This window comes from Oceanobacillus salinisoli, assembly GCF_009733865.1.
Classification (GTDB): Bacteria; Bacillota; Bacilli; order Bacillales; family Amphibacillaceae; genus Oceanobacillus; species Oceanobacillus salinisoli.
On the sequence record NZ_WOFB01000032.1, the window covers coordinates 1 to 18,366 of the forward strand.

17 protein-coding genes are annotated in these 18,366 nt (G+C 38.8%); 7 read left to right on the forward strand and 10 right to left on the reverse strand.

Going from position 1 to position 18,366, the window contains the following annotated elements:
- Nucleotides 1-313: 313 nt before the first annotated feature.
- Nucleotides 314-1,096 carry a hypothetical protein gene (locus tag GMJ66_RS18020; protein ID WP_156291710.1) on the forward strand — a complete coding sequence of 261 codons (783 nt, stop codon included), beginning with the start codon at nt 314-316 and terminating at the stop codon, nt 1,094-1,096.
- 55 nt (nt 1,097-1,151) lie between these two features.
- Nucleotides 1,152-1,319, forward strand: a complete 168-nt coding sequence (locus GMJ66_RS18025) for a hypothetical protein (RefSeq protein ID WP_156291711.1) — start codon at nt 1,152-1,154, stop codon at nt 1,317-1,319.
- 5 nt (nt 1,320-1,324) lie between these two features.
- Here the strand turns inward: GMJ66_RS18025 and GMJ66_RS18030 are convergent, their stop codons facing one another.
- The 3 genes from GMJ66_RS18030 to GMJ66_RS18040 all read right to left on the reverse strand — a co-directional run bounded on the left by GMJ66_RS18030 (nt 1,325) and on the right by GMJ66_RS18040 (nt 3,330).
- Nucleotides 1,325-1,489 carry a hypothetical protein gene (locus tag GMJ66_RS18030; RefSeq protein ID WP_156291712.1) on the reverse strand — a complete coding sequence of 55 codons (165 nt, stop codon included), beginning with the start codon at nt 1,487-1,489 and terminating at the stop codon, nt 1,325-1,327.
- Nucleotides 1,490-1,734: 245 nt separating this feature from the next.
- Nucleotides 1,735-2,418 carry an amino acid ABC transporter permease gene (locus tag GMJ66_RS18035; protein WP_156291713.1) on the reverse strand — a complete coding sequence of 228 codons (684 nt, stop codon included), beginning with the start codon at nt 2,416-2,418 and terminating at the stop codon, nt 1,735-1,737.
- A gap of 12 nt (nt 2,419-2,430) precedes the next feature.
- A complete protein-coding gene (locus GMJ66_RS18040; protein WP_156291714.1) occupies nt 2,431-3,330 on the reverse strand; it encodes a transporter substrate-binding domain-containing protein in 900 nt (299 codons plus the stop codon).
- Between the two features lie 959 nt (nt 3,331-4,289).
- Between GMJ66_RS18040 and GMJ66_RS18045 the strand changes: the two genes are divergently transcribed.
- Nucleotides 4,290-6,230, forward strand: a complete 1,941-nt coding sequence (locus GMJ66_RS18045) for a heavy metal translocating P-type ATPase (protein ID WP_156291715.1) — start codon at nt 4,290-4,292, stop codon at nt 6,228-6,230.
- A gap of 45 nt (nt 6,231-6,275) precedes the next feature.
- Here the strand turns inward: GMJ66_RS18045 and GMJ66_RS18050 are convergent, their stop codons facing one another.
- From GMJ66_RS18050 to GMJ66_RS18060, 3 genes are all read right to left on the reverse strand, one after another.
- A complete protein-coding gene (locus tag GMJ66_RS18050) occupies nt 6,276-7,112 on the reverse strand; it encodes a YihY/virulence factor BrkB family protein (protein WP_156291716.1) in 837 nt (278 codons plus the stop codon).
- A 223-nt stretch (nt 7,113-7,335) separates the two neighbouring features.
- Nucleotides 7,336-7,614, reverse strand: coding sequence for a YtxH domain-containing protein (locus GMJ66_RS18055; RefSeq protein WP_156291717.1), 279 nt, complete (start codon nt 7,612-7,614; stop codon nt 7,336-7,338).
- Between the two features lie 14 nt (nt 7,615-7,628).
- On the reverse strand, nt 7,629-8,105 hold the full coding sequence (locus tag GMJ66_RS18060; protein WP_156291733.1) for a low molecular weight protein-tyrosine-phosphatase: 477 nt from the start codon (nt 8,103-8,105) through the stop codon (nt 7,629-7,631).
- 390 nt (nt 8,106-8,495) lie between these two features.
- Here GMJ66_RS18060 and GMJ66_RS18065 point away from each other — a divergent pair, with 390 nt between their 5' ends.
- Nucleotides 8,496-9,857, forward strand: coding sequence for an alanine/glycine:cation symporter family protein (locus GMJ66_RS18065; protein ID WP_156291718.1), 1,362 nt, complete (start codon nt 8,496-8,498; stop codon nt 9,855-9,857).
- 189 nt (nt 9,858-10,046) lie between these two features.
- Here GMJ66_RS18065 and GMJ66_RS18070 read toward each other — a convergent pair whose 3' ends face one another.
- The 3 genes from GMJ66_RS18070 to GMJ66_RS18080 form a co-directional block, all read right to left on the reverse strand.
- On the reverse strand, nt 10,047-10,712 hold the full coding sequence (locus GMJ66_RS18070; protein ID WP_156291719.1) for an SOS response-associated peptidase: 666 nt from the start codon (nt 10,710-10,712) through the stop codon (nt 10,047-10,049).
- A 13-nt stretch (nt 10,713-10,725) separates the two neighbouring features.
- The gene (locus tag GMJ66_RS18075; protein WP_156291720.1) at nt 10,726-11,721 is read right to left on the reverse strand and encodes a glutaminase; all 996 of its coding nucleotides are present in this window, start codon (nt 11,719-11,721) and stop codon (nt 10,726-10,728) included.
- Nucleotides 11,722-11,811: 90 nt separating this feature from the next.
- Nucleotides 11,812-12,573 carry a lysophospholipid acyltransferase family protein gene (locus GMJ66_RS18080; protein ID WP_156291721.1) on the reverse strand — a complete coding sequence of 254 codons (762 nt, stop codon included), beginning with the start codon at nt 12,571-12,573 and terminating at the stop codon, nt 11,812-11,814.
- Nucleotides 12,574-13,138: 565 nt separating this feature from the next.
- On the opposite strand from GMJ66_RS18080, the gene GMJ66_RS18085 reads away from it, so the two are divergent.
- Complete coding sequence (locus tag GMJ66_RS18085) at nt 13,139-13,990, forward strand: glycine betaine ABC transporter substrate-binding protein (RefSeq protein ID WP_231514975.1); 852 nt, start codon at nt 13,139-13,141, stop codon at nt 13,988-13,990.
- 195 nt (nt 13,991-14,185) lie between these two features.
- Here the strand turns inward: GMJ66_RS18085 and GMJ66_RS18090 are convergent, their stop codons facing one another.
- Entirely contained in the window at nt 14,186-14,992 is an 807-nt protein-coding gene (locus tag GMJ66_RS18090) for a CAP domain-containing protein (protein WP_156291723.1), read from the reverse strand.
- A 473-nt stretch (nt 14,993-15,465) separates the two neighbouring features.
- Between GMJ66_RS18090 and mreBH the strand changes: the two genes are divergently transcribed.
- Both mreBH and GMJ66_RS18100 read left to right on the forward strand, forming a co-directional pair.
- Nucleotides 15,466-16,473, forward strand: a complete 1,008-nt coding sequence (mreBH, locus tag GMJ66_RS18095; protein WP_156291724.1) for a rod-share determining protein MreBH — start codon at nt 15,466-15,468, stop codon at nt 16,471-16,473.
- Between the two features lie 737 nt (nt 16,474-17,210).
- Nucleotides 17,211-18,356, forward strand: a complete 1,146-nt coding sequence (locus tag GMJ66_RS18100) for a CaiB/BaiF CoA transferase family protein (protein WP_156291725.1) — start codon at nt 17,211-17,213, stop codon at nt 18,354-18,356.
- The last annotated feature ends 10 nt before the right edge of the window (nt 18,357-18,366 follow it).

Below are 18,366 nucleotides of genomic sequence, written 5' to 3' on the forward strand. Positions count from 1 at the left end.
TACACACCACGCTTGGGGCCCGCTACTCAAAGCTTAGCCGCCTCGAACTTTAAGGCGCACAGGACGTGCTAGTGTCGGCGCCCGCAACAAATGTTTTCAGTGGGACGAGTAACCGCAGTCCCAGGACGTTGCGATCTTAGCCGACCGGTCCTTTTCATCCTCCTTTTTGAATACGGACTTATAAAAAAGTAGCTAAAGAAAACATTACATTGGGTTATATTGGTAATAGAGGATATTTATTTCTAATGTCACACAGACCTATAAACCCTCCAGATAACGTACAAAAAGATATAAAATGAAATGTGGGGATAAATTGAAGAAAATTACGAATTTATTCAGCAGATACAAGAACATAATATATTATAGTGTTGTGATATTATTTGTCATCATAGGTTTTATCTACGCTGTTAGGGGATATTATTATTATCAAGATATAGAACAGATAGCCAGCGGCAGTGATTTGCTCGGCGCCATTTTCACACCTTTTGCGTTATCCATCGTGCGCTTTTTGATTGTTGTTTGCTTTGGTATCTTTTTAGCGACAACTATTATAGCTATTCCTTTACGTAGGATTAAAGTGATGCAATTTGAAGTTGAATTTGCAGAAAAAGCCACAGAAATCGCTGAGATACAGGATAAGCAATTTAATCAGTTGCATTTTCTGGAAAAAGTGCTAAAAGAGAATAGTTATTTTATAGGTAGGTTTTATCAGGAAGATGGGATACCTTATAAAGCAGTTATCGAACATCTTCTCCATTCATATGAGATATTCTTTAATGATGAGCTAGGGACTAACCTCCATTTTGAGTTAGTAGACGCTGGAAATGGCGAGACTTTTGAGGACAAGCGATTGAAACGCATGATGACCACATTTGATAACCCGGAGAATAATAATGTATTAATCAGGAATCGTACCATATTTGGCAGCAACATACTAATGTTGCACCAAGAAGAGCTGGAAGAAGATCTCTGTATCCTATTAAGCAGCTCGGAATATGAATTCACGGACTTTGATGTAAAAATCATCCAATCGTTGTTAGAAACTGCTCGTATCATTTGTGATAGCATATCGTTGATCTCTCCTGATCCAACATGAGCATTTACAACTGTTCGACCGTGTAATATAATCAAATAAAAGGAGCGTGATTTCTATGGAAGAACGTTCGAAAAGACCGGTTACGAAGCAATCCAGAAATAAACGTAGAGAGGAGTTAATTCAGTCTTATCGAAGTGCTGCTCAAAAGAATTTCAAAGTTAAAAAAGAAAACTTTGACAATGACTTGATTATCTCTAAGTTAAAAAAGTATATGTACAATTAAAAAACCTATTTATAGGGTTTTTTTAATATCCGTAGAATTCCCGGAGCTAATCGGCGCAGTGTATTTACCGGCCCACCAAATTGTACTTTATTGACTGAAAAGGACTTTTCTTTCCAATTTGTATTTTTAATGTTGCTGATAAATGCACTTCTCCATTCTTCTTTATTCAAAGGCGTAACCCCCATCGTTTAAGTAAGCTATATTATAATTGATTAGTTTATATTATGTGGCTCCTCTGTATCTATATACACTAAGCTAATAAAAAATTAGAAAGGTGCTTTCCTAACATAAAAAACACTTGCAAATCAAGATGCAAGTGTTTTTTACAGTATATTCACTAACATTATTTAGGTTGTACAATGAATCCTTTAGAATAACTCTTTAGCCTTTTTTTTCTGCTTCGAATTACTAACCATTATACATACTTACTATATCTCTTTTCCAACCTCTCCTGCAGATAACCAATCACAATACAAATCGGCCAGTATACAAGCGCAACTAATATATACATTGTCATCGCATCAAATTCTCTTCCGGCGACAATTTGCGTTTTCTGGAAAAGTTCCGGTACCGTAATGACAGCTGCTAAAGATGTCGCTTTTACAATATCCATAAAAATATTAGTAAGCGGTGGAATGGCAATGCGAACGGCCTGTGGTAAGATAATGCTTCTTAATGTCAATCCATAACTTAACCCAAGTGACCTTGAAGCTTCCCATTGCCCATGGTCCACTGCACTTAAGGACGACCGGTCAATTTCTGCAATGTAGGCTGCACTGTTAAAACCAAAGCCAAGTATAGCTGCGGTTAGTGCGTTCATCTCAACACCTACAACCGGCAATCCAAAATAAAGGATAAAGAGGAAAACGAGAATTGGTGTCCCCCTCATAAACGAAATATACACTCGGGCTGGCCACCGCAGCCATCTTGTTTTCGCACTTCTGGCCAGCGCTAAGAATAAACCTAAAATCAAACCAATCCCCATTGCAGCAACAGAAATTATAATTGTCATCGGCAAGCCTTCTAAAACAAATGGCAAACTTCTTATTGCAAGTTCTACATCAAATAGTCCTCCGAAATCAAAGCCATTAAAGTTCATGACATTAGCTCCTTACAGTTCCAAGCCTTCTATTTCCTCGATTTCACCCTCAGGTTTCTGGGAGGCGTCTTCTTCATAGAATTGATTTGCTAAATCGGTTAATGTCCCATCTTCACGCATCTCATTTAAAGCTTTGTTTATTTCTTCTGTCAGTTGATCTGCACCTTTTGGCATAATTACCCCTTGTTCTGTCGGGTGAAACTTCAAGGTAGGATGTAAATGAATATCGAAGTCAGGAAATGCCCCTACACCAAACTTCGTTAAAAAGTAATCATTTACCACAACATCTGTTCTTCCATTATCAACGTCTCTTAAATAAGCCTCGTTTGCTGCATTACCATATGTAACAATTTCTGCTCCATAATGCTCCGCAATTTGACTGTAAATGGTTGTTGCTCCACCACCAGCTTTTTTCCCTTCTAAATCTTCCAAGGATTCAATTCCAGAATTATCCTCTTTACGAACAGCCATCGTTGTATAGGAATATTTATATGGTTCACTAAAATTAAATTCCTCTTTACGCTTGTCCGTAATTTCGATATCATTTGCAGCTACATCAATTCTTCCACTATTAATCGCAGGAAGCATGCTGTCAATCCCCATAATTTCAAAAGAAATATCCAGTCCAAGGCGGTTGGCGACTTCTCGCATAATTTCCACATCGTAGCCAGTTAAATTGTCATCATCGTCATAATACGAAGCAGCGATTAACGTCCCTGAAGTCCCAACAACAATCTCTCCAGCTTCCTTAATTTCTTCCCAAACTTCATCAGAGGCAGAACTCTCATTTGTACCTTCATTTACTTCTTCATTCGTTCCACCACTTTCCTCCTCTTCTGTACTACCACATGCAGCCAATAAAGTAATACATGCTATGAAAAGCAAACTTAAAATAACTTTAAGTTTATTCATCCTAATCTCCCCTTGTTATATTTATTTAATATTTTATATTCTAACAGTTTAATTCTTATATTACTAGCTTTTATTTTCCATGTTCCATCTCCATTCAAGAACTTTGTATCATCGAAAAACACCTCTATCTCTTCGGAATTAGCACTTCCTTCACTTAAAGTCGGAGTGAAGGCTGAATTATCATCGTGAATACTGGATTTCTGGAACGAGCGCTGAATTATTTCCGTGAATGCTGAATTACCGGAACGAACGCTGAATTTTCTTCGTGAATGCTGAATTCCTGGAACGAGCGCTGAATTATTTCTGTGAATGCTGAATTACCGAAATGAACGCTGAATTTTCTTCGTGAATGCTGAATTACCGAAACGAGCGCTGAATTTTCTTCGTGAATGCTGAATACCCGGAACGAACGCTGAATTATTTCTGTGAATGCTGAATTCCTGAAACGAGCGCTGAATTTTCTTCGTGAATGCTGAATACCCGGAACGAGCGCTGAATTTTCTCCGTGAATGCTGAATTCCTGGAACGAACGCTGAATTTTCTTCGTGAATGCTGAATTACCAGAACGAACGCTGAATTATTTCTGTGAATGCTGAATTCCTGAAACGAGCGCTGAATTTTCTTCGTGAATGCTGAATACCCGGAACGAACGCTGAATTATTTCTGTGAATGCTGAATTCCTAGAACGAACGCTGAATTACTGGTTCCAAGGCTGAATTTCCACATTGAAAGCTGAATTAAGAGTCAATCGTTCCCTCCTCCAATACACCGTCATATTTTAAACTACCACTGTTACATTTATTTATTGACATTAAGAATTATAATGATAAAATAATAATATATATAAATTTATAATAATTATAAATAAGTTTCATAAATCTATGTTTACTGATAACTTAAACAGACACCAAACGTAAATGTTAATGATTATTATTCTCAATTATATGGAGGTATTGATAATGGAAACCCAAACAAGTGTGTGGCAAAATCGTGAACGAAAATCGTCACCTTCCTTTCATAGTCGTAAATTTTTTGGGAAATTCCAAGAACATATTGAATTAATAGCCGCACTTTTTAGCGGACTGTTAATCCTGATCACCTGGTCTTTGGAAGGCATTCTTTCTGAACCGATGTGGGTAATCCTTCACATTATCGCCTTTACTGTTGGTGGTTATGCCAAAGCAAAAGAAGGGATTACCGAAACAATCCGGACAAAGCGACTAAATGTCGAAATGCTGATGATTTTTGCGGCCATTGGTTCTGTTGCAATTGGATACTGGACAGAAGGAGCTATTCTTATTTTCATTTTTGCATTATCCGGTGCCTTAGAAACGTACTCCATGAATAAAAGCAATAAAGCTATTTCCTCTTTAATGGAGCTTCAGCCGGAAGAAGCAACACTTTTTCAGGATGGGCAAGCTGATAAGGTAGTTCCTGTTTCCTCTTTAAAAATTAATGACCTGATTCTTGTACGGGCTGGAGAAAGAATTCCTGCAGATGGAATGATTGTGAGAGGATCCAGTTCCATTGATGAAAGTGCGATTACAGGAGAGTCGATGCCTATTAATAAATTAGACAACAATGAGGTATACGCTGGAACGGTAGCATTGGATGGGACCCTTCAGATAAAAATTACTACCGAACCAACTAAAACACTGTTTCAAAAAATCATTGATATGGTACAAAATGCGCAAGAAGAGAAATCCCCTTCCCAATTATTTATTGAGCGTTTTGAAGGAACATACGTAAATATTGTATTAATCGCTGTGGCAATTATGATGTTTTTACCGTACCTTGCTTTTGGCTGGACATTATCGGACAGTATTTATCGTGCGATGGTTCTTTTAGTCGTTGCTTCACCATGTGCTTTAGTTGCATCGATTACACCAGCAACCTTATCGGCCATTTCTAACGCCGCAAGAAAAGGGATTCTTTTTAAAGGTGGCGTTCACGTAGAAAACTTAAGCCATGTTAAAGCCATTGCACTGGATAAAACAGGTACCTTAACAAACGGTAAACCGGAAGTAACAGATGCCCATTTCGATTCAGCACATAATAAAGAGGATATTCTTGCAGCAGTTGGCTCCATCGAAAGGGAATCGACACACCCGCTTGCCCAAGCTATTACACTATATAGCGAAAAGCAGCTTCCATCAAAAGCGAATATCGAAGTTCAAGATATGAAGAACAAGAGCGGAAATGGTGTTACTGCCATTGTCAACGATAAAAGATGGGAAATCGGCAAACCTGATTTTGTCGGCAAAGAGCTGGCAAAGGATTTTAAAGATGGGATTGCTGAAGATTTAGCTAAAGAAGGAAAAACGGTTGTTTTTGCAAAAGTGGAAGATTCGATTGTCGCTGTTTTTGCCCTGAAAGATACCGTGCGAAAAACAACAAAAGACGCTATCAGTAAATTAAAGGCAAATGGCATTCAACCGGTGATGCTTACTGGAGATAATGAATTAACAGCAAAAGCTGTAGCAGAGGAAGCTGGGATTGATCAGTACATTGTCAATTGCTTGCCACAGGAAAAAGTCGAACATGTGAAAGCATTGCGTCATCAATATGATAATATTGCAATGGTTGGTGACGGAATTAATGATGCCCCTGCACTGGCAAGCGCAAATGTTGGAATAGCAATGGGAGAAGGAACCGATGTTGCATTGGAAACAGCAGATATGGTATTAATGAAAAACGATTTATCCCGGATTACTAATTCGATCACTTTATCCGGCAGAATGAATCGGATTGTCAAACAAAATATCGTCTTTTCCTTAAGCGTCATTGCTGTTCTAATTTTAACCAACTACTTGCAAATTCTTGACCTTCCATTAGGTGTCATCGGTCATGAAGGAAGTACAATATTAGTTATATTGAATGGATTACGGTTATTAAAATAATGAAGAAGGCATTCGTGGAAATAAGAACGGATGCCTTCTTCATTATTATTTAAAAAATGTACCTTTTTCTTTCTTGTACTTACTAATCACAGAATTTACTACCCCGCCAAAAATGATTATCGCCCCTAGCAGGTAGAACCAAATCATTAAGATGATAATAGTTCCCAAGCTTCCATATTTCACAGAATAATTAGCGAAGGTGCTTACATAATATGAAAATCCATAGGAAACTATCTGCCAACCAACTGTACCTATGATGGTTCCCCATATCGCTTCCCGAAAATAGATGTGCTTGTTTGGTGCAAGTTTATACAGAAACAGTAAAACAATAAAAAATACAACAGATGAAACAACCCACCTTAACGTGTCCCATATATTGAGGAACCCATCTGACAATCCTAAAATCGAAAAAACATACTCTCCAATAATTTGCCCAAAAACAGGAAGCAAAAGTGAAACGACAATGACCAATATCATTGCAATCGTTAATACAATAGCAATGAACCTAGTCACAATAAAAGACCGGTTTTCATCGATATCATAGGCACGGTTAAATGCCTTCATAATCGCATTAATTGCATTGGATGCTGCCCATAGGGTACCGATAATTCCAATGGACAATAAGCCACCATTATTCTGATGCAGTAACCGATCCAAATTCGTGTTAATTAAGGTCATAATTTCTGGCGGCGCATAATAGCTAATAATCTCCATAATCGACTCTTGATCTATTGGCAGATAACCGATTAGATTAAGCAGGAATAATAAAAACGGGAAAAGGGACAGCAGGAAAAAATATGCTAATTGTGCAGCCAATCCAAAAACATCCACATCGTCAATTCGTTTAAATAACTGCTTTCCAATCGTTTTTACTTTTTCCATTGATACTCCCTCCCCTATCAATAACCTGCTTAGCTTAGAAAAACTCGCATTCGCTCGTCCTTTAGCGAATAGGTAGTTTTTCTTATACTTAGGACTTTAAAATTTTAGCTACGTCGAAAAACTTCTTTGCTAAAATTTTATACTTTCCTAACTTGTAAAAAAAATCGGCATTTCGCCGATTTTTCCTTGTTACATTATGTACACTATTAATTTATTCTTTCCTTTAATTTTTATTCGTAAATTTGTCCAATGTCTCTTCCACTTGCTCTAAAGCATTGATTGCACTATCGGCACCAGTCGTTACGGTTCGATTCAATCGATCCACCGTATTGCGAATCGTTTCAATCGTCTCAGATGGATGCTTTAAATAATAGGAGGAACCAGTTCTGGCAGCACTTAACTGTGATTTAGCATAGTCCCTTGTATCCTTATCAAATAATGCTACAACGGTTCCTACCGCAGCACCAATAACCATCCCTGAAAATAGTCTTTTTTTACCCATAATTATTCTCTCCTTTATGACAGTGAATGTTTCTGTTTAATATGATTTAATAATTGCGTGCAGCCTTCTGACACTAAATCATACGTATAGTCAAAATTCCCTGTAAAATAGGGATCTGGTACGTTCTTTTCTTTCGGCTGCTCGATAAAATCCATTAATTTGGCAATGGTAACATTATGATTACCTTTATTCCCTAAATTACTCAATCCTTCTATATTTTGATCATCCATTGCAATGATATAATCAAAATCCTCTAAATCTTTTTCATCAACTTTCCTTGCTGCCATTCCTTCGTAGGATACCTTTTCCCTATCCAGTACCTCTCTCGTTCCCTGATGAGGAGGATGTCCCACATGCCAGTCACCCAAGCCACCAGAATCCACTTCTATTTTATCCGTTAAATTTTCTTTCATCACCTTGTCCCGAAAAACCGCCTCAGCCATTGGTGAACGGCAAATATTTCCAAGACATACGAATAACACCCGTATCATATCATCACCTATTCTTATGTTTACTCTTATTATAAGCAACTAGTCCCATCATAAGCAAAGAATATTATATACTGTAAACTTTTTTATCAGATTAAACATCCAGATTGTTTTATAGAATTCCACTCTTTACATAAAGAGGTTGTACATAAAGTGAAATCTTAATCAGAGGGATTTACGGCCAGTTAATCGTGATAACAATTTGTTGCGTTCTTCCACTTTTTAACCTCGTGCCACCGTCTACTTTAGCAACCCACAAATTCCTACTTGACTTTTGTCCATTTATTACGGAAAATAATTAATATACAGAAAAATTAAAGAAAGCAGAAGATGATGACCATTCCTATTATTAGGAGTTTACATAGGTCAAAAATTACAAAAGGGGGAAGAACAATGCAAGATATCATCGATCAAATAGGTGGTTTTGTGTGGGGACCACCAACACTAATTTTAATAGTTGGTACAGGTCTGTATTTAACGTTTCGCTTAGGATTTTTACAGTTTAAAACCATGCCTTATGCGTTGAAACTGGCCTTTAGTCCAAAACGCCAGGACAAAAAATCCAAAGGTGACATCAGTCATTATGAGGCTTTATCGACGGCGATGGCAGCCACCGTTGGAACCGGTAACATTGTTGGGGTAGCAACAGCCGTTATTCTCGGTGGTCCTGGTGCCGTTTTCTGGATGTGGATTACTGCGCTCGTTGGGATGGCTACAAAGTATTCAGAAGCCCTACTTGCTGTTAAATACCGCGTTACAAATAACAAAGGCGAAATGTCTGGTGGTCCGATGTATTACCTGGAGAAAGGGTTAGGACAGAAATGGCTCGGTGTTTTGTTTGCTATCTTCGGTTCTGCTGCCGCTTTTGGGATTGGAAATATGGTACAGTCGAAAGCGGTTGCCGATTCACTGGAATCATCCTTTAGTATACCGAATTGGGTAACTGGAATTATTCTTACTGTTTTAGCAGCTCTCGTGATCCTTGGTGGAATTAAAAGTATCGGAAAAGTCACTGCGCTTTTCGTTCCAATCATGGCCTTATTTTATATTATTGCAGGTCTTATTATTATGGTAATAAACATTGATGCTGTCCCTGCAGCAATCGGATTAATTTTCACAGACGCCTTTACTGCAAGTGCAGTTGGTGGTGGTTTACTTGGTACAGTAATTCGGTATGGGGTTGCACGTGGTGTATTCTCGAATGAAGCTGGTTTAGGTTCTGCACCGATTGCGGCTGCAGCAGCGAAAACCGACTATCCTGGACGTCAAGCACTCGTATCGATGACACAGGTATTAATTGATACCATCATCGTTTGTTCGATCACTGGAATCACGATTGTTATGGCAAATATGTATTCCGGAGATGTCGAAGCTGGAAGTCTGACCGCGGCATCCTTCGCCCATTTCCTAGGTGATGCAGGCGGAACAATGGTAACAATCGCTGTTGTATTTTTTGCATTTTCCACCCTCATCGGCTGGTCCTATTACGGGGAAAAATGTTTCTCATATCTATTCTCAGACAAAGCTGTCCCTTTCTATCGCACCGTTTTTGTATTGGCGATCATGTACGGGGCGTTAGAACAGGTTAATATAGTTTGGGGGATTTCAGATATAATGAACGCCTTAATGGCTATTCCTAACTTAATTGGTTTGCTCGGTCTATCTGGTGTGGTTGTATATGAAACGAAAAAATTCCTAAAAGTCGCCAAAGATGAAAAGGAACAGGAAAAAGCCAAGAAAATGGAATCCGCATAATTCATGGAAACAAAAAATGCTTTCTTGATGTTGGATCAAGAAAGCATTTTTTGTATTTTAAGTGTTGGTTTGAGAGATAAACTAGTTTTTATGAGCGTTTCTTCTTGGAGGCTATGCGCTAAACTTATTTATGAGCGCTCCAACCCGTTTTTTGAGCGTTAAACTTATTTTTTGAGCGCTTCTTCTCATCTAGGCAATCGGTCTTATGCACATTTCATCATTATTTTTCGCTGCATTTACATAGGAAGCAACATTGTATGCCGTAAGCTCTTCCAAGTCCAATGTTCTTAAAAATTCGCTTGCTTCTTCTGGATGGAATTTCGTAGGGGCAATCCATTCATTTTCTTTCTCCTTTGGCAAAATAATTGGCATGCGGTGATGGATATCCTGCATAAATTCATTGGCCTCTTTGGTCAATACGGTACACGTAAATAATGCTTTATCATCATGGACCCATTTATCCCAAAGGCCTGCAAATGCGAAAAGCTTCCGGTCTTTCAACTGAATGCGCTTTGGCTGTTTTTCGCTCTCTGTCTTTTTCCACTCATAAAAGCTGTCCGCAATAATTAAACAGCGTTTTTGTGCCATTAGACGTTTAAAGCTTGGCTTTTCATGGGCTGTTTCACTCCGTGCGTTAATCATCTTGTAGCCGATTTTTTCGTCTTTTGCCCATGATGGGACAAGGCCCCAGCGCAAATATCCTGCTCGCTTTTCCTTTCCATCATGGATAATCGCTAACACAGGTTGACCAGGAGCAATGTTATAACTAGGATGATAGGATTCTATTGACTGATTTAAATCAAATTCCTCCAATATTTCCAATTCATCTGCAAGCAAAGTGTATCTGCCACACACATATATTCACTCCTTAAAATATGCTCAAATCCCATTTCGTGGCGATATGTCTTAGCAATCGGATTCCCGCAATGCTGTTTCCCTGCTTATCCAGTGCCGGTCCATATACACCTATTCCACAGCCTTCTAAAAACGGCAAGTCCTCATTCCGGGATCTTGGCGGTGCAACCGCAACAATTCCACCGGATACCCCACTTTTTGCAGGGATGCCAACATATGCAGCAAATTTCCCGGAAGCATCATACATGCCACAGGTCAGCATCAACGATTTGGCAAGACGTGCCACTTGTCTTGGAATAATTTCGATTTCAGTCTGTGGGTCTTCCCCATCATTTGCCAAAATCATACCCAAGCGTGCCAGGTCATGGATGGATATTTCAATGGAGCACTGCTTAAAGTAGGTTTCCAATGTTAATTCCAGCTCAGACTCCAAATATCCCATTTCCACTAAATAATAACCTATCGCCCGGTTACGTACCGATGTCTCTTTTTCCGACTCAAACACATCCATATTTAATCGTGGCCGATAACCTAAAATATCCTCAAATAATTGAAAAAGAGGTTCCAGCTTTTCCTCTGATGTTTTTCCTTTCAATAGGGACGCCACAGTGATTGCGCCAGCATTCACAAAAGGATTAAACGGTTTTCTTAGCTGCCGTATTTCCAGATGCATAATGGAATTAAACGCTTCACCTGTTGGCTCTACATCCACCCGGTTCAGCACATACGATACGCCTCTTTCCATACATGCTACTATAAAGGTAAACACTTTGGAAATACTTTGAATCGTAAACGGCACATGGACGTCCCCAGACTGTATCGTCATTCCCTCGTTTCCAATGATGGAAATCCCTAAATGATTCTTATTGGCTTTTTGTAAAATAGGTATGTAGGAAGCTACCTCCCCATTCTTTGTATATTTCCGAAAAAAACTTACCCATTCATCCACGTAATTCTGTAACCATTCTTCAGTCAGTTTCGTATTTTGATTGACAGCACCTTGTACCAACTAAACCACCTCACATAGGAGTAGTTTGTGTATGAACGCCATAAAAATTACATAAAAAAAAGAGTTAAAAAAATATATAACTCTTCTGCTTTATATATTTAATTGCTGTACCAGTTCTACACGGTTATTTTCCTGAATGAACTCTTTAGGCAAGCATGCTGCAATCATCCCTTGCACTTTAGATGCTAATTCCTTACTTTTTAATTCGTGGTATTCTTCGGGGTAAATCGGATTAAGAATCGTAAGTGTTATTTCTGAAGATTTAATATGACCATGATTTGCTTCCATGATCGGATAGGTTCCATCAATGGCAACAGGGACAATTGGTACATTTGCCTTTGTACCCAAGCGGAAACTTCCAGCTTTGAATTCATTCATTTCTCTTCCCTCTCCTCTTGTACCTTCTGGAAAGATGACCATGGAATGTCCCTCTTTTAAATGCCTTATTCCTTGATTAATCGTCCGGGCAGATTGTCTTCTATCGCCCCGATCAATAAACAAACAATGTACGAGTTTCATCCATGAAGAAACAATTGGTAGTTTTTCCAGTTCCTTTTTGGCGATAAACCCAACTGGTTTTCCTAAATATCCAAGGAAAGTAAGAATATCAAATAATCCTTGGTGGTTGGCAACAAACAGCACAGCCCCATCTGGAAGCTTTTCCTGACCTGTAACCTTAACGTTCGTTCCCGTATAATCAATGATTTTTCTCGAGACACTTTTCGGTACCATAAATAATTGTTCATCGGTGATCTGCTGTTTTTTTGCTAGATTCCTAGCTTTTTGTAATTTAAAAATCGTGCCAATTACAAGTATAGCAGCATAAACATATGTTCGAATGGTACGTATCACTTGGATGCCCCCTTCTTTTTTCATATTTATTATACTATTGAAGCAATTTATTTGAAAAGTTTAATAGTCTCATTCATTAAAAATCATTGGATTCACATCAGGTAGGAATGGAAAACATGTTATTTTAGACTAATTGAGCCGAACATGCTTAAAATAGCAGGTTTTCTTAAAATAAAATGTGTATTTCTATTATAAGAAAAGGCTTTGTTCTTGATTAATATTCTCCCTGAATGGGAAGCCTTTCCAGCAGAATGATATAAACTGAATAGTGTGCAATAAAATTCATTATGTTAGGAAAATATCAAAAGATTCAAACACAGATGAAATTGTGACAATAATTGTCTCTAAGCTTCACTAAGTTACATAGACCTGCTAAATCGGCTAAAAACCGGCTGGAATGAACATTGTACTTTTCTTTGTTTTGCCTTATCATACGTCTTATCGACCGTCAAAGAAGCATGCATTCCGTACATAGCATGAAAATCTTAGTGAAAGGGTGTTTGTAGTAATAATGAATTCATTATTCAAAAAAAGGATAACCCTCTTAAGCATAGGTATTTTCCTGATGCTAGCAGGTTGTCAAGGAGAAGCTTCTGATAATAAAAGTTCCAATGAAGAAACGAACGATGCAGCTGAAATCACAGAAATTGTTGGAATTGAACCGGGATCCGGGACAATGAATATTGCGGAAGAAACCGTTGAAACATACAACTTGGACCTGGAACTGTTACCAAGCTCAGAACCAGCGATGGTAACGGAATTACAAAATGCGATTAAGAATGAAGAACCGATCGTGGTAACTTTATGGCAGCCGCATTGGATGTTTAGCGAATATGATTTGAAATTTTTGGAGGACCCAAAAGGGACACTAGGGGAATCAGAAAATATACATACGATGGTACGAGAAGGACTTGAGGATGATCATTTGTCCGCCTATCAGTTTTTGGACAACTTCTACTGGGAAGTGGAGGACATGAATGAAGTGATGGCGAAATTCGGGCCAGACAACAGTGTGGAGCCGCGTGAAGCAGCTGAAGAATGGATTGAAAACAATCGCGATAAAGTCAATTCCTGGACGGAGGGCATTGAATCCGTTACTAACGAGACAATCGAACTGGCCTATACGAATTATGAAACAGAACTTTCGTCAACAAATGTTGTTGCTATTGTTCTGGAAGAGTTGGGCTACAATGTTGAATTGACCCCGCTCGATATGGGGATCGCATTTAAAAGCCTTTCAGAAGGTGAGATTGATGGAATGTTAATCGCCTGGCTGCCTGTAGGCGCAGCTTCCTATAATGAGCAATACAAGGACGTAATCGTTGACCTTGGCCCTAATCTTGAAGGCGCCCAACAAGGATTCGTTGTACCGGAATACATGGATATTGACAGCATCGAAGAATTACCAACCAAATAACGATGAAAAGGGATACCTTAGCGATTAATTAACGGGTTCCCTTTAAGGGTGAAATACTGTAAATAGCAATACAAAGAGGGTACGAAATCGCATATGGTTTCGTACCCTCTTTTTCTTGGTATATAAGGTTTTATGATGCATGTTTTTCCCGAGAATTGCCCGTTACGGTTTGCTAGTCTCTATCTCATGTAACATTTATTTACCAATGAACTGCTGTGTCCAGTGGTTTCCTTGTTCTACATAGCCTACACCAATGTGAGTGAAGTTTTCATTTAGAATGTTGGCACGGTGACCATCACTATTCATCCATGCATTCACCACTTCTGCTGGCGTGCGCTGTCCCTTGGCAATATTCTCACCTGCAGTTTGGTAGGATACACCATAGCTTTTCATCATATCAAAAGGTGAACCGTACGTTGGACTATTATGATCAAAGTAGTTATTCACTGCCATATCTCGTGATTTTTCACGAGCTACTTTACTTAATTCGATATCCACTTGCAATGGAGATAAACCATATTTCGCTCTTTCCTGATTGGTTAGGTCCACTACTTCTTGTTCAAATTGATTTAATTCATATTCCTGTGTTTGACTTTGATTGTCTTCTGCTGCCTGTTCTTGAGCTGGCTGCTGCACTTGCTCCTGTGCAGGTTCTTCCTCAACTGGCGCTTGTGGTTCTTCTTGTACCGGCTGTTCTTCTTTTTCCTGAACTGGCGTTTCTGCATTTTGTTCTGGTTCATTAATTTCTACTTTTTCAGTTGGCTGCCAGTTAAAGCTATTCCAGTTTAGATTATATTTGCTCATTACTTGATTGGCGATATTCTGGACTTTCGTTTTTGCTTCCCCTAAATTGTCCCCAGAAACGCTGCCTTGTTCGCCATTGATAGAGTAATAGATATTATATTTATACGTAACATCAGCTTTAGCATCTACTGAGTCAAAGGCTCCACCAAAAATAAAAGCGGCTGATAATGCTGTTACTATTCCTAACTTTTTAAGCATTTGTATTTCCTCTCCTTTTTGTATATCTTCTTGAAAAAGTCTGAATTCGACTTACAACATCATCATAGCACAGGATTTTTGTAATATTTTTGGGCTAATTTTCCATCTGTTTAAATATAAATCTTACTTTTTATCGCATCATATCGAAAACCCTTGTCCTACCCTAAAAAATATACATACCAAAATCAGGATATATTGGTTAACTCTCTATAAATTAGTATATATTTCCAAAAAAATGCTGTTGACAATATATTAAATAGTAAAGTTTTGTTACAAACTAATTCTGTTTGTAACTGAAATGTTACTTGATTTGTACGCTTATTATGTTTACTTTTATTCTTATCTTCATGTTTTGGAGGGAAGAAAAATTTACAAAAAATACCATAGTATAAACGTTACTGTCACCCCCAGAAACAAATCATAAAATAAGAAATTCTATATATAGAGAAACTCACATCATTGGAGGAACTATTATGTTTTCAAACGCAGAAATCGGAATCGATTTAGGTACTGCAAATATTCTAATCTATTCCAAATCAAAAGGAATCGTTTTAAATGAGCCATCTGTTGTGGCAATTGACATACATTCAAAACAAGTCGTAGCTGTCGGTGCCGAGGCAAAAGAAATGATCGGAAAAACACCACAAAATATCATCCCTATCCGGCCACTAAAAGATGGTGTCATTGCGGACTATGATGTAACCGCACAAATGTTAAAAGCTTTACTTAAGAAAGTAAGCAAAAAGGTTGGCATTTCCACAAGAAAGCCAACTGTTGTCGTCTGTACCCCATCCGGAAGTACGTCTGTAGAACGCCGAGCGATTCATAATGCGGTAACGAGCTATGGAGCCAAACATGTGCATTTGATCGAGGAGCCTGTCGCTGCTGCAATTGGTGCTGATTTGCCTGTAGATGAACCGATTGCAAACGTCATCGTTGATATTGGCGGAGGTACATCCGAAGTAGGAATTATTTCCTTTGGTGGTGTCGTAGCATGCAATTCCATTCGTGTCGCTGGTGACCGACTCGACGAAGAAATCATTCAACATATTCGCAAAAACTACAACATCTTAATCGGGGAGCGTACGGCAGAAAATATTAAAATGGAAATTGGCTATGCACACCCCAACCATGAGGAGGTACCCATGGAAATCCGTGGTCGTGATATGGTCACAGGTTTACCAAAAACCATTACGATTTCTTCCATGGAAATCTATAACGCAATAAAAGAATCACTCGAACAAATTCTTGATACCATTCGTGCAACACTGGAAGAATGCCCTCCTGAATTGAGTGGTGATATTGTCGATCACGGTATTGTCCTAACCGGCGGTGGTGCATTATTAAATGGTTTGAAAGAATGGCTATCCGACAAAATTAATGTACCAGTCCACATGGCCCCTAACCCATTAGAATCCGTTGCGATTGGAACAGGGCGATCACTTAAAATGATTAACAAACTACAGAAAGCTGCGAAATAAGGGTATTTTACAGAAGGAATTCATCCTATACTTTTGTAAAAGCTCATGCATTGGTGAATGTATGGGCTCTTTTTATTGGATGGGTCTCCAGGTTCGCGGGTAGGTCATGCTTTTTTTGGGTGGTGGTCGGTTGGTTTGTGGCAAGGCTAGCTCGGTTTCGAATGATGGTCGCTCGGTTTGATTTAGACCTCGCGCGGTTTGGGCTGGGGGCGCTCGATTTGTGGCAAGGCTAGCTCGGTTTCGAATGATGGTCGCTCGGTTTGATTTAGACCTCGCGCGGTTTGGGCTGGGGGCGCTCGATTTGTGGCAAGGCTAGCTCGGTTTCGAATGATGGTCGCTCGGTTTGACATAGACCTATCGCGATTTGGTTCGGGGGTCGCTCGGTTTAGTGAATTAGACGCGTGACTTGACTATGAATAACTATTTTATTTATAAGTCGATTTATTCCAAATTCCTTAACCATACATATAATTTTTCAAAAAAATTTAAAAGAAAACGTTTACAAATATTTTTAATTGTTTTATAATAGGAATTAACAAATCGTGTTCATTAAATTTTACGTTTATAAACACGATTCATTAAACCTACGAATAAGTTACTGCCTAGTCTGTTCACATTCCTTTTTCCAGGTCTGTTCCAACAGATGTAAGCCAGTTCAATGTAATTTACAGTGCATGCTGTAATTCATTTGAACTGGCCTTTTTTTATTCATTTTACTTATAGAAAGGAGTGAATATATGCCTGGTGCACTGGAAAATATTCGTATTCTTGATCTGTCCCGCGTACTGGCTGGTCCGTATTGTACGATGATTCTTGGGGATTTAGGTGCAGAGGTTATCAAAGTGGAAGCACCTGGTGGAAGTGATGAAACCCGAAAATGGGGCCCGCCATTTCAAAAGGATGTCAGTGCCTATTATTTAAGTGCTAATCGTAATAAAAAAAGCATAACCATTGATTTAAAGACTGAGGCTGGTGTTCAGCTCATCAAAGATTTAGTCAAAGAAAGTGATGTCATAATTAATAATTTCAAAGCTGGCACGATGGAACGATTCGGTATTGGCTATAACACCCTATCAAAAGAAAACCCGCAAATTGTTTACTGTTCGATTACTGGCTTTGGTGAAGCAGGCCCTTACAAAGATTTGCCAGGTTATGACTTCATCATTCAGGCCATGAGTGGGCTGATGAGCATTACCGGGGATGAAATATCCGGTCCACAGAAACTGGGCGTTGCCATTACTGATGTACTGACAGGCCTTTACGCATGCATTGGTATTCAGGCTGCATTACTGGAACGTACACAATCCGGTAAAGGGCAAATGCTTGATATTGCACTATATGATGCAGCGGTAAGTTCGCTTGTCAATATTGGAAGCAATTACTTAATGTCCGGCAAGATTCCAAAACCGCTTGGAAATCAGCATGCCAATATTGTTCCTTATCAAACCTTCCAAACAGCGGATGGAGAAATGGTGATCGCAGTAGGAAATGATAATCAATTTAAAAGGCTATGTAACCTGTTGGAAGTACCACAGCTTAGTGAAGATCAACGGTTTTTAACGAATCCGGATCGAGTTCAGCATAGAGAAGAACTCATTTCGTTACTGCAAAAAGCATTTGTAACAAAACCAACCGCTTATTGGCAGGAAAAGTGCAAGGAAGAAAGCATTCCATGTGGCCCCATTCAGAATTTGGAGGAAGTGGTGAACGACCCGCAATTACAAGCAAGAGAGATGTTTATCGATTGTGATCACCCTACTGCTGGAGTAATAAAAATGATTGGCAGTCCACTAAAACTTTCGCGTACACCCGTAAGTCTTAGACACCACCCTCCAGATGCCGGTGAACATAACGAGGAAATTTTATTTAAATATAAAAAATAAGGAGACGATA

Bases quoted from the DNA above. Each gene is read 5' to 3' on its own strand.
- GMJ66_RS18025 (WP_156291711.1), top strand. From the start codon at position 1,152: ATGGAAGAACGTTCGAAAAGACCGGTTACGAAGCAATCCAGAAATAAA.
- GMJ66_RS18035 (WP_156291713.1), bottom strand. From the start codon at position 2,418: ATGAACTTTAATGGCTTTGATTTCGGAGGACTATTTGATGTAGAACTT.
- GMJ66_RS18040 (WP_156291714.1), bottom strand. From the start codon at position 3,330: ATGAATAAACTTAAAGTTATTTTAAGTTTGCTTTTCATAGCATGTATT.
- GMJ66_RS18045 (WP_156291715.1), top strand. From the start codon at position 4,290: ATGGAAACCCAAACAAGTGTGTGGCAAAATCGTGAACGAAAATCGTCA.
- GMJ66_RS18050 (WP_156291716.1), bottom strand. From the start codon at position 7,112: ATGGAAAAAGTAAAAACGATTGGAAAGCAGTTATTTAAACGAATTGAC.
- GMJ66_RS18055 (WP_156291717.1), bottom strand. From the start codon at position 7,614: ATGGGTAAAAAAAGACTATTTTCAGGGATGGTTATTGGTGCTGCGGTA.
- GMJ66_RS18060 (WP_156291733.1), bottom strand. From the start codon at position 8,105: ATGATACGGGTGTTATTCGTATGTCTTGGAAATATTTGCCGTTCACCA.
- GMJ66_RS18065 (WP_156291718.1), top strand. From the start codon at position 8,496: ATGCAAGATATCATCGATCAAATAGGTGGTTTTGTGTGGGGACCACCA.
- GMJ66_RS18085 (WP_231514975.1), top strand. From the start codon at position 13,139: ATGCTAGCAGGTTGTCAAGGAGAAGCTTCTGATAATAAAAGTTCCAAT.
- GMJ66_RS18090 (WP_156291723.1), bottom strand. From the start codon at position 14,992: ATGCTTAAAAAGTTAGGAATAGTAACAGCATTATCAGCCGCTTTTATT.
- mreBH (WP_156291724.1), top strand. From the start codon at position 15,466: ATGTTTTCAAACGCAGAAATCGGAATCGATTTAGGTACTGCAAATATT.
- GMJ66_RS18100 (WP_156291725.1), top strand. From the start codon at position 17,211: ATGCCTGGTGCACTGGAAAATATTCGTATTCTTGATCTGTCCCGCGTA.